15 protein-coding genes are annotated in these 16,520 nt (G+C 47.8%); 7 read left to right on the forward strand and 8 right to left on the reverse strand.

Going from position 1 to position 16,520, the window contains the following annotated elements:
• The first annotated feature begins 114 nt into the window (after positions 1 to 114).
• From OXH00_10235 to OXH00_10255, 5 genes are all read left to right on the forward strand, one after another.
• Positions 115 to 927 carry a phytanoyl-CoA dioxygenase family protein gene (locus tag OXH00_10235; protein ID MCY3741386.1) on the forward strand — a complete coding sequence of 271 codons (813 nt, stop codon included), beginning with the start codon at positions 115 to 117 and terminating at the stop codon, positions 925 to 927.
• 21 nt (positions 928 to 948) lie between these two features.
• A complete protein-coding gene (locus OXH00_10240) occupies positions 949 to 1,716 on the forward strand; it encodes a hypothetical protein (GenBank protein ID MCY3741387.1) in 768 nt (255 codons plus the stop codon).
• Complete coding sequence (locus OXH00_10245) at positions 1,703 to 2,110, forward strand: GNAT family N-acetyltransferase (protein ID MCY3741388.1); 408 nt, start codon at positions 1,703 to 1,705, stop codon at positions 2,108 to 2,110. Before OXH00_10240 ends, OXH00_10245 begins: the two co-directional genes overlap by 14 nt.
• Positions 2,111 to 2,256: 146 nt before the next feature.
• Positions 2,257 to 2,586: a helix-turn-helix transcriptional regulator gene (locus tag OXH00_10250; protein ID MCY3741389.1), complete on the forward strand. Its 330-nt coding sequence runs from the start codon at positions 2,257 to 2,259 to the stop codon at positions 2,584 to 2,586.
• Positions 2,583 to 3,497 (forward strand): phytanoyl-CoA dioxygenase family protein, encoded by a 915-nt coding sequence (locus OXH00_10255; GenBank protein MCY3741390.1) that lies wholly within the window; start codon positions 2,583 to 2,585, stop codon positions 3,495 to 3,497. Before OXH00_10250 ends, OXH00_10255 begins: the two co-directional genes overlap by 4 nt.
• Positions 3,498 to 3,506: 9 nt before the next feature.
• On the opposite strand, the gene OXH00_10260 is transcribed toward OXH00_10255, so the two are convergent.
• Complete coding sequence (locus OXH00_10260; protein MCY3741391.1) at positions 3,507 to 5,156, reverse strand: CRTAC1 family protein; 1,650 nt, start codon at positions 5,154 to 5,156, stop codon at positions 3,507 to 3,509.
• 183 nt (positions 5,157 to 5,339) lie between these two features.
• Here OXH00_10260 and OXH00_10265 point away from each other — a divergent pair, with 183 nt between their 5' ends.
• The gene (locus OXH00_10265; protein MCY3741392.1) at positions 5,340 to 6,311 is read left to right on the forward strand and encodes a Gfo/Idh/MocA family oxidoreductase; all 972 of its coding nucleotides are present in this window, start codon (positions 5,340 to 5,342) and stop codon (positions 6,309 to 6,311) included.
• Between the two features lie 261 nt (positions 6,312 to 6,572).
• Positions 6,573 to 7,928 (forward strand): tRNA (N(6)-L-threonylcarbamoyladenosine(37)-C(2))-methylthiotransferase MtaB, encoded by a 1,356-nt coding sequence (mtaB, locus tag OXH00_10270; GenBank protein MCY3741393.1) that lies wholly within the window; start codon positions 6,573 to 6,575, stop codon positions 7,926 to 7,928.
• Here mtaB and mutS read toward each other — a convergent pair.
• The 7 genes from mutS to icd all read right to left on the reverse strand — a co-directional run bounded on the left by mutS (position 7,925) and on the right by icd (position 16,493).
• Positions 7,925 to 10,618, reverse strand: a complete 2,694-nt coding sequence (gene mutS, locus OXH00_10275; GenBank protein MCY3741394.1) for a DNA mismatch repair protein MutS — start codon at positions 10,616 to 10,618, stop codon at positions 7,925 to 7,927. The genes mtaB and mutS overlap by 4 nt on opposite strands.
• A 231-nt stretch (positions 10,619 to 10,849) precedes the next feature.
• On the reverse strand, positions 10,850 to 11,470 hold the full coding sequence (locus OXH00_10280) for an NIPSNAP family protein (protein MCY3741395.1): 621 nt from the start codon (positions 11,468 to 11,470) through the stop codon (positions 10,850 to 10,852).
• 25 nt (positions 11,471 to 11,495) lie between these two features.
• The gene (locus OXH00_10285) at positions 11,496 to 12,002 is read right to left on the reverse strand and encodes a hypothetical protein (protein ID MCY3741396.1); all 507 of its coding nucleotides are present in this window, start codon (positions 12,000 to 12,002) and stop codon (positions 11,496 to 11,498) included.
• On the reverse strand, positions 11,999 to 13,249 hold the full coding sequence (locus tag OXH00_10290) for a DUF3696 domain-containing protein (GenBank protein MCY3741397.1): 1,251 nt from the start codon (positions 13,247 to 13,249) through the stop codon (positions 11,999 to 12,001). Before OXH00_10290 ends, OXH00_10285 begins: the two co-directional genes overlap by 4 nt.
• A gap of 48 nt (positions 13,250 to 13,297) precedes the next feature.
• Entirely contained in the window at positions 13,298 to 14,641 is a 1,344-nt protein-coding gene (locus tag OXH00_10295; GenBank protein ID MCY3741398.1) for a dockerin type I domain-containing protein, read from the reverse strand.
• Positions 14,642 to 15,072: 431 nt separating this feature from the next.
• Positions 15,073 to 15,210: a hypothetical protein gene (locus tag OXH00_10300; protein ID MCY3741399.1), complete on the reverse strand. Its 138-nt coding sequence runs from the start codon at positions 15,208 to 15,210 to the stop codon at positions 15,073 to 15,075.
• Between the two features lie 38 nt (positions 15,211 to 15,248).
• Positions 15,249 to 16,493 carry an isocitrate dehydrogenase (NADP(+)) gene (gene icd / locus OXH00_10305; protein MCY3741400.1) on the reverse strand — a complete coding sequence of 415 codons (1,245 nt, stop codon included), beginning with the start codon at positions 16,491 to 16,493 and terminating at the stop codon, positions 15,249 to 15,251.
• Between the last annotated feature and the right edge of the window lie 27 nt (positions 16,494 to 16,520).

The following is a 16,520-nucleotide window of genomic DNA, read 5'->3' on the forward strand; positions in this document are numbered from 1 at the left end:
ACCCACATGCTCTATTGCTTCATGTTAATATTATAAATTATCTTGATATTTAAAGCAAACCTTTATATCATGTTTAGCAAGGGAAAATCACCTTATCTCGCTTGAGGAAAGCACATGACCCCGAAACAGAAATATCTCTTTGACTTACGCGGCTACCTGCATTTAGAGAAGGTCTTAACACCGGAAGAACTTAGTAACGCACAAGCAGCCATTGAACGGCTTGTGCAGGCAGCCCCAGATGAATTGCCTCCTGGAATTAGTCGAGGTGGCGAAGGTTTTTCAAACGGGTTTTCAGCGGATAAATCGCTCGAAGCGTTGACGCTCCACCCCACCACATGGCCCATCATTAAAGAGTTGACTTTCAATAAGCCGCGTTTCAATCGTGGGTCGCTTGTTGTCAATACGCACGAACGCCCAGAGATGACACCACTGCATTCTGCCGGTGAAGGTTTCCGATGGACACGACGGTATGAAGTCAAAAACGATCAAATTTTCACGAACGACATCGTTGCCTTCTTCTATTTCACGGATGTCTATCCAGGGGACGGTGGCTTGATAGTTTTGCCTGGTTCTCATAAACGCAATTTTAAGCGTCCGGAAAACCTGTTTTTCTCTAAACCTGACAATCCAGATGCTCCACTCCACCCAGCTCTTGTCAATGTGGCACCGAAAGCGGGAGATGTTGTGATTATCACCGAGATGTTGACACACGGTGTGCTGGTCTGGAAACCGAAAGATCGGGATCGACGGTTTTTGATCTTGCGGTATAAGACGCAGTTTTTTCAAGACGAGCGCGGGATCCGAGAACTCTTTCCGCCAGAAGTGATGGAGAGACTCTCTCCAGAAACGAAAGCGTTGGCGGCTTACGGGTCAGAATGGGAAATCAAGGACCTCGTAAAACAGGACAATGTGAGGTTAACTATATAGACAGGATTTCAAAAATACACAATGCTCAAAGAGTTAACGAAAAATGAATGGTTGTCGCTTTTAAATATCCCTGAGGACAAGGTACCGACCATTTTAATCCTGCGAGGAACACGCAATCTAAAAGTCAATTACGCCAAGCACAGCACCTTTTTTAGGGACATTTATGAAGTCGGTTCACCGAATGGTATTTTTGAGGATGTGCTGATTGGTGATTATAAGAACATCAGCGTTGGTTACGCTTCCGTGTACGGTGACGCGATGGCTTCTGAAATCACACATCTATTCGGTGTGCTGGGAACATCCTTAGTCATACAAACAGGTTGCTGCGGTGCGTTGAACGATAGTATTCAAGCAGGTGATATCGTCTGCGTAACATCAGCATATTGTGGTGAAGGGGCAGCACAATACTATTTACCACAGACTCAGGAAATCAATGCCTCACTTGATCTTGTTGAACAGATTACGCCTTCACGTGTTGCCTCTGTTGAGATACATAAAGGTCCAATCTGGACGACATCGGCACTGCTTGCAGAGGGAAAAGCAGAAATTCAGCGTTGGTCTCATCAAGGTTATATTGCCGTGGACATGGAAACGGCTACTACTTTCGCAGTTGCTGAATACTTTGGGATGCAACGTCTATCATTACTGTTCGTTTTTGATAATCCGAGCAAGGGTGAGCATATTCTCTTGAGCGATGTTGAAAAGCAAAGCCGTAGGGAAAAGGGAGAACAAGCCGTTATTGATACGACCTTAGCTATCATAGAAAATTACGAAAATGGAAATCATTAAAGCAAAACTAAGTGATACCAAAAGACTTGCCGAACTGAACAGATGCCTCATTGAGGACGAACAGCACCCCAATCCGATGAACATAGCCGAACTCACCGAACGGATAAAAGCGTGGTTGGCAACCGACTATATCTGCTATACGGTCAAGGAGAACGGAGATATCGTCGCGTATTGTCTATACAGAGATGACGGCGGATACTATTATATGCGGCAATTGTACGTGGACAGAGCGCATCGGCGAAAAGGCATCGCTACGCAGCTGCTGGATTGGTTGTACGAAAACGTATGGACGGATAAGAAAGTCAGATTGGATGTACTCGTCCATAACGAAGATGCCGTTGCCTTTTACAAGCGTTACGGCTTCAGAATCGGTGTCTATAGAATGGAGAAATAATCCATAATTCACTGTACATTTGACACAGATTCTTTGTTAATGTTATTATATATCAAGGTAGTGTTATTTATTAACAGATAATAAAACTCAGGACTAAATCAATTTGCCTCACGAGATTCCCTGCCTAAAATATTGAGATTACCATCATGGCTGAATACATTAATGGGATCAACCCTGACATCCTCAAATGGGCGCGCGAACGTTCCGGTTATGCCGTGGAAGCGATTGCCGCGTTTTTGAAAAAAGATGCCTCAATCGTCAATGATTGGGAATCGGGAGAACGCGCGCCGACTTATATTCAACTCGAGAAATTAGCGGATAAATACAAGCGTCCCATCGCCCTCTTTTTTTTTCCAGAACCGCCCGACGAACCGAATATTGCCGAGCACCTCGAGCAAGGATTCAGTATGGATTCATATCAAGAGAAAATTGGAGTTTCTAACGTTAACTCAGGGAACCTAAGGAACCTACAATGAAATACGATGAAATAAACCGCACCTTTGACTGTGAACCGACGCTCACCGATACACAGGTGCTGCAATATTGTCGAGACGGCTACCTGCAACTCCAAGGCGTTGTTTCCGATGAAATTAACCAGCGTACATGTGATTATCTCAATGGCGACTTACCGATAAACCCGTGCTTTATTCCACCGGGTATAACACACGCCGATTTAGAACGCATGCGGGATACACATGAGCCGAGTTCCATCTTGCTCGAAGACTGGTACATCGAGCATGTGCTGCTGAATCGTGAACTTGCCGGTGCCTTGCGTTCGCTGCTTGGTAAGAATGTCGGGTTACCCGTGCTGGTCAGCAATCATCGTGTCGAGTGTCCGATGCCTGCACAAGGGTGGCATCATGATGCGGATCACGTCTTTGGACCCGAAATTAACTTTGTTGAGGTCTTCTACTTCCCGCAAGATACACCCTTGGAAATGGGTCCGACGGAACTCTTACCCGGTTCGCATATTCGCTCAACAGGTCGAGATATAGCCGAGAAAGGCGTTTCAAGCGAGGGACCCGCGGGTTCTTTTGTTATCCATTCGCAGAGCATCCTCCATCGCCGTGGGGAATCTTCTGCGGAAGGGTTGCGCCACATGTTGAAATACAGTTACTGGCGGACAGTACCACCGACACGGGATTGGAAGGAAGAACCTGATTTTGATTTTCAGATGGCGGAGTATGGCGGACACGGTGTTGCGAGATATGTGGCACACATGTTCTATTGGCTCTGCGGTAAAGGTGATGAATTTCGTCTGATAGGTGGGCAAGCGTGGCCCTGGTCAAGCGTGAACCAAATCGGACCTTCTTACGGCTTTGGGCATACAGAGGGATATCTCCCGAATTGGCGGAAAGACAACCCAGACGATTATGCCGTGCCGTAGGAACATATACTATTTTTCGGAAATAATAAGCACCTGATTCGTTTCAATAGCTTGTAAGGTTTGGATTTTGCCGCAGAGCCATCGCACTATCAGGGTATCAACCTGTGTAGCGTCGCCTAATCCGAAATGTAGGCGGAGATCGTTTTGACTGAGGTAACCCGAACCGCTTTTGACCTCACGTATCTGTGCCAAGTTTCCAGATACGACCGTTACCCGCGCACCAATTGCATCTCGGTTACAATGCGTGCCGACTAACTTGACACTTAACCACTGCGATGCTTTGTCACTATCGTTCCGCAAAATAGTCGGTGCGTCTTTAAGATTAGAGACAACAATATCCACATCGCCATCGTTATCTATGTCACCGAATGCGGTGCCACGACTCACCTTTTGCTCCGTTATTGCCATATCAACGGACTCCGCAAAATTGCGACCGCGGTCGCTCAGAAAAAGTTGATTGGGTTGCGCATATGTGCCAATCGGATCAATCTCCGCGACATTATTGTCCAAGTGCCCATTGGCAACGAACAGATCCAACCAACCGTCATTGTTAAAATCGGCGAAATCGACACCCCACGCCAAATAGCGGAGACTTCTCTCACCGATACCTTTAGCGAAACTCACCTCGTTGAAAAAGCTGCTCTGTGCGTTGTGATAGAGACTATTCGTCTGATCCTGAAAATTTGTGATTACGATATCGAGATAGCCGTCGTTGTCGAAATCGCCGAGATTCGCACCCATTCCGCTATAGGCGCGCCCCTCCTCGCTGAGCGCAACACCTGCGAAAAGTGCATCCTCCATCATCTTAATAGCAGTGTCGCTGTCGTTGCGATAGAGGAAATTCGGGGTGGTATCGTTTGCAACGAAAATATCGACATCGCCATCGTTATCTATATCACCGCAGACAACACCCAACCCTTTTCCATCAGCACCACTGATGCCCGCCTCTGCCGTCACATCTGTGAAAGTGCCGTCCCCGTTGTTCCGATAGAGGATATCCGCAGCACCTTCCAATGCTTCCGGCGTGCAATACGTCCGAATCCCTTGCCGAGTGCATTCCGGGTTTGTCTTCGGATCGAATTGAACATAGTTGACGACATAGAGATCCAGATACCCGTCTGCATCAAGGTCTACAAAAGCGCAACCGCTGCTAAACTGAGTTCCATCAACTCCGGCGGACTCGGTGACATCTGTAAAAGTGCCATCACCGTTATTGTGATAGAGGACATTTGCGCCGAAGTTCGTTACGTAGAGATCGGTAAAACCGTCATTGTTATAATCAGCAACACAACACCCCAACCCGTACCCTGTATCACCGACAGAGGCTTCAAGAGTTACATCGGTAAAGGTGTCCCCATCGTTGCGATAGAGGCGGTTGGTTGGCGACATAGGTGAGGTTGTACCGGGCAAGTTGCTGCCATTGACGAGGTAGAGATCCAAATCTCCATCATTGTCAAAATCGAAGAGGGCAGCCCCACTACCGATGGGTTCAATAAAGTATTTTTCGCCACTTTCGCCATTGGTATGACGAAATTCAATACCGAGTTCCGCTGTTACATCGGTGAAACGTATCCCATCTGCTTGTGAAAAGATGGGCTGTGGTCCGGCGTAAAGGATAAAGATTGCCAGAAATAGTCCGGTTAATTTTTTGTAACGCATAGTCTATGTATATGCTATAATGGTTATCAGTCATCAGTTATCAGTTGTCAGTTAAGAGTTTTGCTTGTAACAACTCATCTTTTCCTGGCGTATGCCAAATGGTAGCGATATGTTCTAAACACGAAAACCCTTTGACTGATAACCAATAACTGACAACTGACAACTATAAAAGGAGAAATTCTAATGTCTAATAATCTACGTTTTGGCGTTGTCGGTTTAGGTATGGGTATGAACCGCTCCAATGTAATTCACAGCACAGATGGCGCAGAACTCGTTGCTGTAGCAGATTTAGTTGAAGATCGGCGCAAGACAGCTGAAGAACGCTTCGGCTGCGAAAGCCATGACGATGCCCTTGAGATGTTCGACCGCGATGACATTGACGTGGCAATGATTATGACTCCGAGCGGTCTTCACGGCAAATTTGGAGAGGAAGCGGCACGCCGCGGTAAACACGTCATCACTACAAAACCGATGGATGTCAGCGTCGAGAATTGTAACTCCCTCATTAAAACATGCGAAGACAACGATGTCAAGCTGCTTGTTGACTTCGGTGAACGCTACGGTACACACAACCGCAGGATCCAACAAGTACTGGAAACGGGTGCGCTCGGTAGACCGTTGCTGTGCGAACTCCGCATGAAATGGAAACGTCCAGATAGCTACTACGTCGGTTGGCACGGCACATGGGAACTTGATGGCGGCGGCTCCATCATGAACCAAGGTGTGCATTACATTGATCTAATGCTCTGGTTTATGGGTCCCGTCAAACGGGTCATCGGTGCGCATTTTGATGTCTATGACCACGAAAATTGCGAAACAGAGGATATGACCTCAGCGATTCTCGAATTTGAAAATGGCGCACTCGGTCACGTCCTAACAACGACCACATATCCCGGCGGTAACGTCTCAATGATTCACATCCACGGCGAAAAAGGGATCGTCGGTCTCGGACCGGAGATGTGGCAGTTCGACGACGACGATGAACCGAATATTGACCTTCCGCCTTATCCGAATAGTGTAATTGAGGACGCACTCCGTGTTATTAATGATGGCGCGTCCCCAGCGGTTGATGGCTATGAGGGCAGACGCTCCGTCGCGCTCAACATGGCTATCTACGAATGCGCACGCACCGGTAAAGTGGTTGAATTGTCATAATACAGAGTTTTCAGTTATCAGTTGTCGGTTGTCAGTTAAGGGAGACTTTTGATAAGGATCTCCCCATTGATAGCCGACAACCGTTTAAAGTTGAGTACACCTGGTTACATTTACATCTCACTTGCAATTCGGGCGAAAAATCGGTATAATATTTACCGGATCGAAAAACCGTCCGCCCTCGCGAAGCCGCACCGAATGCAACAGAAAACCATTTTTTTGATAACGTCAAAAAAATGAGCAAGAAGGCCCATAGTTAAAAACATGAAAACCGCAAAACTGATTACGATGGGATGTAAGGCGAACCAATACGATACGCAATCCATGCGTGAGACACTCCAGCGCAACGGATATAGGCTTGTTGACGCGGAGATGTCGGGACAGCAGACAGACCTCTATCTCATCAATACATGCACCGTAACGAACGTCGCCGATCAGAAGGCACGGCAAGCGATTCGGAGGGCGATCCGCCAGTATCCGAACGCAAAAGTGCTGGTTACAGGCTGCTATGCCGAAAGCGATCGCGAGGCGATTGAAGAGATACCGGGTGTGACGTTTGTTTTCGGTAACCGAGAAAAAGCGGATTTTCAAAATTACCTGGACATATTAAACGCCGAAACGTCATCATCTACGGAAGAAGTACCCCACACATCAAACCCGCTTCTCTCCATAGAACCCGTACAGCACGATGCCATCCGCGAACATGCACGCTTCAGCAAAGGCGTTAGCGATGCTGGCAAACGCACACGCGCGCTCATCAAGGTGCAAGATGGCTGCAGTGCATTCTGCACCTACTGTATCATCCCTTACGTACGCGGTCGGATGACAAGCCGTCCGCTTGATGACATCGCTGAGGAAGCACAGCGCATCGCCGACAGTGGCATCAAAGAGGTCGTTATCACCGGCGTGCATTTGGGTGCCTACGGCATGGATACCGGTAGGGACAAGGACATCGCTGACATCTTAGAGCACATCCACGACATTGAAGGCATCGAACGGATCCGTTTCAGCTCAATTGAGCCGATGTACTTTCCGGATATCCTCGGTGAACGGATGGCGGCATTGCCGAAATGTATGCCCCACTTTCATCTCCCACTACAAGCCGGTTCGGATGCGGTACTACGACAGATGCGTCGGCGTTATACCACTACAGAGTTTGCGCATCTCGTTGGGAACTTACGACGGGGCTTTGGTGATGATGTTGGGATCACTACCGATATTATGGTCGGGTTTCCCGGTGAAACGGACGCACACTTTGAAGCATCCTGCCAATTCGTTGAAGATATCGGCTTCAGTCAATTGCATGTGTTCCGCTACTCTCCCCGAAAAGGCACACCCGCCGCGACCTACCCGGACCAAGTGTCGCCACATATCTCCGCTGCACGGAGCCAAACGATGATTGCACTCGGCGAACGTCTTAACACAGCGTTTCGACGACGGATGCTTGGGAAACAGAAAGAGGTGTTGATCGAAGCGAGCAGAGAAGGCGAAAATGACCACCTCGCTGGTTTTACTGACAATTACCTCCGCGTCCTCATTGATGCCCCAGAGAGCGCAATCAATCAGATCCAGCGTGTCACCCTCGGTTCGTTAGAAGGGGACTGCATCGCTGCCGCCTAACCCTCAGATTCCTCCGCTTTTGCTTTCAAATCATAGAGGATATTTACGGCGTCTAACGGTGTCACCTGCGTGAGTTCCAAACGTCGGATCTCTTCAACGAGCGGGTGCGTCTTTGGTGTAAAGAGTGCCATCTGCAGCGCATCACTCTGCATCGTTTTTCGGGAAACGCGACGGCGCGGTTTTGGCATGGTCGGATGCGCTTTCGGCTGTTGTCCGGTGGCACTGTCCGCCTCAACACTGAGATTGTGTTGTTCAAGCACCTCAAGTATCTGCTGCGCACGTGTGATCACGGCTTGGGGTAAGCCAGCGAGCCGAGCGACGTGGATGCCGTAACTCTGGTCTGCGCCACCGGGTACAACTTTACGGAGGAATGTCACCTTTTGTCCATCTTCATGGACAGCGACGTTATAGTTCTTCGCACGTTTATATTTACTGGCGAGTTCCACTAACTCGTGATAATGCGTAGCGAAGAGCGTTTTCGCGCCCATCCGTTTTTCATCCAAGAGATACTCCGAAACCGCCCACGCGATACTAAGTCCATCAAACGTGCTGGTGCCGCGTCCGACTTCATCAAAGATGACGAGACTGTTGCGGGTGGCATTGTTGAGGATATTTGCTGTTTCGTTCATCTCAACGAGGAAAGTACTCTGCCCCATCACAAGGTTATCCGACGCGCCAACACGTGTAAAGATCCGATCCACCAAGCCGATCTTCGCAGCGGAGGCAGGCACGAAACACCCCACCTGTGCCATTAAAACAATGAGTGCTGTTTGACGCAGATAAGTGCTCTTACCGCTCATATTCGGTCCCGTGATGATATGTAATTGCTCGTCATCGCAGTTGAGTAGCGTGTCGTTGGGGACAAAACCCTCCTGTGTAAATAGCTGCTCAACAACCGGATGCCGACCGTCGCGGATAACGATCTCATCTACAGATGTGACTGTCGGTTTCACGTAGTTGTATTTTGATGCGATATACGCGAAATTGGCGAGGACATCCGTCATTGCGAGTGCCGCTCCGATTTTCTGGATGGCTTCCGTATACTTCGACACCTCATCCCGAATTTGACAGAAAAGGTCGTATTCTAAAGTCTGGATCCGATCTTCAGCGTTGAGTACCTTCGCTTCTTGTTCCTTGAGTTCAGGCGTGATGAACCGTTCGGAGTTCCGAAGTGTCTGTTTACGGATATAGTGTTCAGGCACCATGTCGAGATTCGGTTTCGTCACGTCAATGTAATAACCGAAGACCTGATTGAATCCGATCTTTAAGGATTGGATACCACTGCGTTTGCGTTCCTCTGCCTCCATAGCGGCGATCCATTCCTTTCCTTGCCCCACAATCTGCCGAAGATCATCAAGTTCCTCATTATACCCATCGCATATCACACCGCCCTCGCGAATCGTTGCGGGTGGGTTCGGATGGATGCCGTTTTCAATCAACTCGACTAACCCAGGAAGCGGATCCAAGGTACCGTTGAGAGATACTAACATTCCGCTGCTACAGTCTTGCAGCTGCGCTTTGACATCGGGAATTAGGCACAATGAATCCTTGAGTGAATGTAGATCCCGACCATTCACAGAACCGAGGCTGATCCGTGAAATGAGCCGCTCAATATCGTACATTTGTCCGAGTGCCTCGCGGAGTTCTTCCTGCAAGTTAATTTGGGTTTTGAGTTCGTCAACCGCGCCGAGCCGTCCCTCAATCTCATTTTCATCAAGCAGGGGTTGCAAGAGACACTGGCGCATCCTTCTGCCACCCATCGCCGTCACTGTCTGATCCAAGACTTCAAGGAGTGTGCCTTTTGTGGAGCCGTCGCGAATAGAGGTCGTGAGTTCCAAGTTGCGCTGTGTATCGGCATCCAGCACCATAAAATCCGAGAGCGTGTAGGTATGAAGCGAGACGATGTGTTCAACTTCCTGTTTTTGTGTTTCGTTTAGATAATAGATGAGCGCGCCAGCAGCAGAGATAGCGGTGTGTAGGTGTTCGCATCCGAAGCCGTCGAGCGAAATCGTTTGGAAATGTTCGAGGAGTTCCGTGCGAGCGGTATCATAGTCAAACCGCCAATCAGGTAGATTATTGAGTGTCGCTTTTAGTTCGGTTTTGAGACGGTCAAACATCTCCGCATCTTCAAAGGATTCGGAAAAGAGAAACTCCTTTGGAGAAAATCGGTGTATCTCTGCCCACAGACGTGAGGGATCTGTAAGTTCGGTTACCAGAAATTCGCCTGTGGAGAGATCCGCAACAGCCACACCGTAGACTTCTTTGTTCGGATAGATCGAGATAAGGTAATTGTTCTGCTTATGCTCAAGGACTTTCGGGTCAGTCACGGTGCCGGGTGTAACGATCCGAACGATATCGCGTTTAACAAGTCGGTTTTCGTCTCGTGCGAGTTTTGCGTCTTCGGTCTGCTCCAAAATAGCGACCTTATGTCCGGCTTTGACGAGTTTGTAGAGATAGGAGTCGAGTGCGTGGTGTGGGATGCCTGCCATCGGTGGTGCCGGGGATTTTTGGTTCTTATGACTTCTCGCTGTCAAGGCGATCTCAAGGAGACGTGCGATCAGTTCCGCGTCTTCAAAAAAGGCTTCATAGAAATCACCGACTCGGCAAAGGAGAATGGCATCTTCATGTTGTTTTTTTAGTTGTTTGTAGAGTTCTATCAACGAAAGGTCTGACTGTTTTGAACGTGCCATATAGTTTCCCTTGCTGTAGTTTGTGGGGTTGTCTTTTGGACAAAAAGTTAATTTCTAATACCGTAGCACATTTAGAAGTTTATGTCAAATCTATTTTAGCGATCGGTAATCAGCAGTTAATGGTAGGCGGCTGGAAAACCTCGTCAACCGTGGGTGAGGGTATCGCGTGAAACGGCGAGGTTAGAAACCTCGCCAGCGATTGGGACAGGACTTATTGTTGTGGAAGTCTAACTACTGCATCGGTGAGAAAGGCGCGGGTAGTAGGAGTTTACTCTCCTGTGTGATGGGTCTGACAGAGCCTTTGGGGGGCCAGACCCCTTTCTCTCGTGTCTCTGCTCGGATCCGTTGACGTTCTTCAAAACTTCTATACGCCCATATATGGATAAAATTGTTGACGCCACCGTATTCTGAGTACCAACAACCGGCGAGAGGTGAGAACTTCACGCGTTCAGGGATAGCCGCGCCCCATGCTTCCAGCACTTGCAGCATGCCTTCTACTGGATAGGTGTACAGACGCATCTCGTACAGGGGGCCGATGTCCTTTTCACCTAACGGTTCCATAAAGGGGGCAGGTAGATAAATCTCAGAGACCATTGATACAATGAGTTCACTTGTATCGGGGGGCCATACCGGATTTGGTTCGGCTTCCGCAGCGCGTCGGATTTCTGTCCGCTGTTCGAGACTTTCGTAGGGCCAAATAGCGACCATCTGATTCAACGGTCCAACTTCGGTGTACCAGTGTCCACCGAGTTTCGAGAGTTCCTGACGACCGGGTAGTTTTTCACTGAAACGTTTCCAATATTCTTGAAGTTGTCCGAGTTTCAAGTTGTAGGTTCTTATCTCGTGGATCATGCTATCTCTCCTGTGTTTTGAGGTGTTACGAACTCAGAATCAGACGAATATCATCTTCACAGATGAAATCAACTGTGACACCATTTTGATGGAGTGCGTCGCGAAAGTTCCACCAATCACTATCGACTGCTTGCAGGATGGGAGGGTTCTCGGCGTGAGCGCGTGCAACAGCGATAAACTTTCTATCATCTGGATCAAAGTCCGTTAGTGTGGGATCTGTTGGAAACTCTTGAAAATCAGTTTCTGAATCATCAATAGGCGTAATGGAAACCAAATCGCATTGTTGCGGGTTTGCCCAATTTATCTCCGCCCATTTGAGGAAAGCGTCTCCAACACCAGGAAAACCTCCGGGGTTCAACTTATTCCGGTATTCTTCAATAATTCGCCGCTGGTCATCCAATACTAATTTTATATCACCTTCGGTAATCTTCATCAGTTCGTCAATACAGGTTTCCACGCAATCTTCAGAGGCTTGTTCTGCTTTTCCATTAGCAACTAAGGGAACATTCGTATCTACAATAACTTTCATCATTTGTCGGCTTTCCGACGTTTCATCTCCGCTTTAGTTTTTGCTGCTAAGTCGCCCATCTCATCGCCGAAGAAGTTTTGTGGCCAATTTGTGATGTTTCCATAATCATCAACGTTGAGCCTCTCAATTTCAGATACGCCTTCGTTCATTTCGCAAAAATAGAAGGCGGTATCGTCTGCAGAAATCTGTTCCTCAGCGATGCGTCGCATTAACCGTATCAGTAGATGCTCGCTGTGGCTCTCAAGGATAATCTGCAGTTTCCGATTTTTGACGACCTCAATGAGCAGATCCGCCAATTCCGACTGGACCTTCGGATGGAGGTGCGCCTCAGGTTGTTCAAGGATGAGAATGCTGCCCTCTGGCACGTAATAACAGAGTACCAATACCGGCAATACTTGGGAGACACCAAACCCGACATCGGTGAGTCGGACTTCAGGTCCTCCTTTGTACTTTCGGACAAGGAATTCGTAATTTTTTTCTGAACCAGAAATAGGATTGAGACGATAGGAATCGATTAAATCCAACCGCTGTAACCATTCTATTATCTGTTTATCAATACCTTGAAGTTTTACCCTCTTTGAAAGGATAGCAGAAGTCATTTCTTTCCCGCTCTGTCCGGTATCTTTCGGATGATTGCCTTGCCATGCATAACGCGAGTAAGGGGATTCACGAAGTGAACCGAGGTAGCAAATTCGGTGAAATAGATTCTCAAACGTATCTTTAAGAGGCTTGAAAGATTCCAGTGGTCCAAAGGGATTAGCGACACCATAGCATCGAAACAATTCTGCGCTTTCGGAATAAAATTCTGATTTGTATTTGTACCCCGACGATTCCCATTTAATCTCAAAATCCTTCCTACCCATTGTATAACAAAAGCGAGATAACTCCGCATCCCCATATTTGTTAGCAATAGACATTAAGAAAGAGAGTGAATCGTCCTCAATTGAATCCAATTTCTGTCTTTCAGGCAGCTTCCATGCCACAGCAATATCGAGGCTTAAATCTAAGTTGTGCTGGTGAATGAGGTCATCAAAACTGCCTAAGTTAACGAGGGAACTATCATCACCGAAATCAATCACGCCATCCCAATCCGGTGGACGTTCCACAGTCTGCTTCAGCATGAGCAGCGTTTGCAGGATGGTGGTTTTGCCGGAACTGTTCGCGCCAAAGAATCCAGTTAAGGGTGCTATCTGCAATTTACCGGTATCTTTCCATGATTTGAAATTTTGTACGCGGAGTTCGGTAATCATGATACATACCTGCCTCTTTAACAGGCAAAGATAGAAATAGCCTCAATTTTACTTTTTAGCTGCGGTTGTGAAGGTAATCTCGACAGCAAGTTTGTTACCGGCACCATCAGAGACAGTGCCTTTAATAACATAAGTCGTCTCATTGTCGATCTCTTTGCCGGCAACGAGTTCGAGTGTGCCTTTGTTACCTCCAACTATCTTTTTGCTGATCCAACCGACATCATCTCCGCCTTCGGTTTGCAGGGCGATGTAACCCGTGACCGCCTCACTGAAGATGATCTCGATCTTTCCTTCGGTGTTGATAACTTCTGGATCAATATTTCTGTCTCCATCTGCAATCGTTCCACTGATGACCGAGGGTGGCTCGGTATCCGGTGCTGAGACCGTATAGTTCAGAACATGGATTTCATCCGCCCAAGTGATCGTCAATGTGAGCGGACCAGGGGTGAAGTCCCCTGTGATTGTACGGACTTTACCGGATCCTGCGACGGTAAGTTGTCGTTTTCCCGGTAGCAACACCGAGGTCACTCCAGTTGTTTTACCTGCAGCTGTGACATCAGCAGGTGTGTCACTTACTGTGACACCAGAAGGTGCGTTGTTAAAGGTAAGGGTGATAATTGCATCAGGGGCAATTGTTGAACCATTTGGAGGATTTGCACTTACGAACCTTACGAACTTGGCTGGGTAGGATTCAGCTAGATTGAACTCGACCAGATTGACTCTTACCTCAGGTTTGTTCTCGTCCCCTCCAGCAGCATCAAGGTTTTGGGCAACCAGGACTAAGTCTAAAATATTGACCTTCCCATCTTTATTGACATCTGCGCGCGGATTTGCCGGAACATCTGCATTAAGGTTGCTGGCAACCAACGTCAGATCGAGGATGTTCACCTTGCCATCCTCATTGACATCCCAGTTTTCGGGCAACTCAGTTGCCACAATTTTCCCATTTTCGTTTATAACTGCCACTGACATTCCAGCACTATCGGAAAGGGTTATATCTATTAATTCAATGGTAGAATCTTTGGCAGCAATCACTTCAAACGTTAATGTAGCAAGTGTGCCTTCACTGGTAAAAGCAGGCCCAGCAGAGGATGTGGCCGCAACATAAACACTATTATCAGAAATTATGGGAGGAACAGCAAAAGCACCTGCCTGTAGGTAATCCGCATTCACGCTTTCAATATAGCGGAGCGCGGTTGGATCAAAACCCACAGTCAACTCATATCCTGAAACGCTTTTGCCCCCCAAGATTTGAATATTCAGGTGCATCTGCTCACCGACAGCAAGCGGTTCAATCTGTGTCGATGACACATAAACGAGAGCCTGTCCGTAACTTCCGACAGTAAAACCCAAAAACATGAAAATATTTGCAATGGAAAAAAGCAGTTTCATCTCAGGTAATTTTCCCAAAAGCCTGCGTCTTTACAGATGCCGTCCTTACGGGACTAAAGAGGGTAGTGAGGTTCCATCTCTACAAACATATCGTCCCTACGGGACTAAAGAAAAATGAGTTGAATTGTTGACCTCATTTTCTATACAAATACTGAAGAAATACCCAAACAAATAAACCCTACGGGACTGAAGAGGGCTTTGAAGTCTTCAAGGTTTTCGCGGAGTATCCGGTTCGGTTAGGGGATTTAGTCTGGGAATAGACTAAATCCATTCCTTGTATTACATTCCGAACCTACCGGCCTGGGGGCGCGACGGTTGTTTTTTTTTAAGTTTTTTCTAAAATTGACACTTATGGGTGCGATTAAAAATCACACCTACCCGGATTGGAGTTACGGCACACGGGGTGTGCCTACTACTTTGCAAAACAATACCTACCGCTCGCCTTGCTTGCGGATTTCGACTAACTCTTCCAAGATACGCCTATGAAGACGATGTAATTCGAGCCCTATTCCGATGCCGATGGCAACTAACGCACCCGCGCCAAGGATAATTTTTGTTTTTAAGGACATGTGCTGCTCCTCTTTTATGGGCAGTGAGGGTGTTTTCGTTAGAAGTTTTCGATAATTGATGCGCCGAATTCGGAGGTGCGGACTTTTGTCGCGCCTTCCATAAGACGCTCCAGATCATAGGTAACCCGCTTTTGGAGGATGGTTTTCTCAAGTCCGTTGATGATCAGGTCAGCGGCTTCTTGCCAACCGATATGCTCCAGCATCATCACTGCTGAAAGGATCAATGAACCCGGATTGACGACATCTTGGTCGGTGTACTTCGGTGCAGTGCCGTGGGTCGCTTCAAAGAGTGCGACTTCGTCGCTGAGGTTACCACCGGGTGCCATACCGATACCGCCGACCTGTGCTGCAGCGGCATCCGAGAGATAGTCGCCGTTCAAGTTCGGCGTGACAATTACATCATATTCGTCGGTCCGAGTTAAAATTTGCTGCAACATGCTATCGGCAATTCGGTCATTAACGATAATCTTACCTTCAGGACACTTACCGTCGTAATCGTCATAGAGTTCGTCTTCCGTGATCGTTTGGTCAGCGAACTCCTCTTTGGCGAGTTCATAGCCCCAAGCGCAGAACGCGCCTTCGGTAAACTTCATGATGTTGCCTTTGTGGACGAAAGTGACGCTGCGTCTGCCGTGGTCGATTGCGTATTGGATCGCCATGCGCGCCAAACGTTTTGTGCCGAAAATGCTGATCGGTTTTATGCCGACACCAGAATCCTCACGAATTTCCACACCCATTTCAGAGCGGAGCAGCTCAATCACTTTTTTCACTTCTGGTGTGCCTTGTTCCCACTCAATACCGGCGTAGACATCCTCGGTATTCTCACGAAAGATAACGACATCCATCTTTTCGGGATGCGTAACCGGTGCGGGGACACCTTGGAAATAACGGACAGGACGGACACATGCATAGAGTTCAAGTACTTGACGCAAGGTCACGTTTAAACTACGAAAACCACCGCCGACAGGGGTCGTCAGGGGTCCCTTCAAGGCGACTCGAAAGTATTCAATAGCGTCAAAAGTATCTTGTGGTAGCCATTCGTTGTATTTTGCCATGGCGTTTTCGCCAGCATAGACATCAAACCAGACGATCCGTTTTTCGCCATTGTAAGCCGCCTGGACAGCTGCATCAACGACGTTGCGCGCCACCTTCATGATGTCTCGTCCGATGCCATCGCCTTCAATAACAGGGATAATAGGTTTATTGGGTACGACGAGCTGCCTGTCAACGTACCCTATTCTTTCACCCTCTGTTGGCACTGTTAATTGCCCTAATTCAGTCACTGATTCTTCCTCTTTAATTGCGTTACA

The sequence above is a fragment of the Candidatus Poribacteria bacterium genome, from assembly GCA_026706025.1.
Lineage (GTDB): Bacteria > Poribacteria > WGA-4E > WGA-4E > WGA-3G > WGA-3G.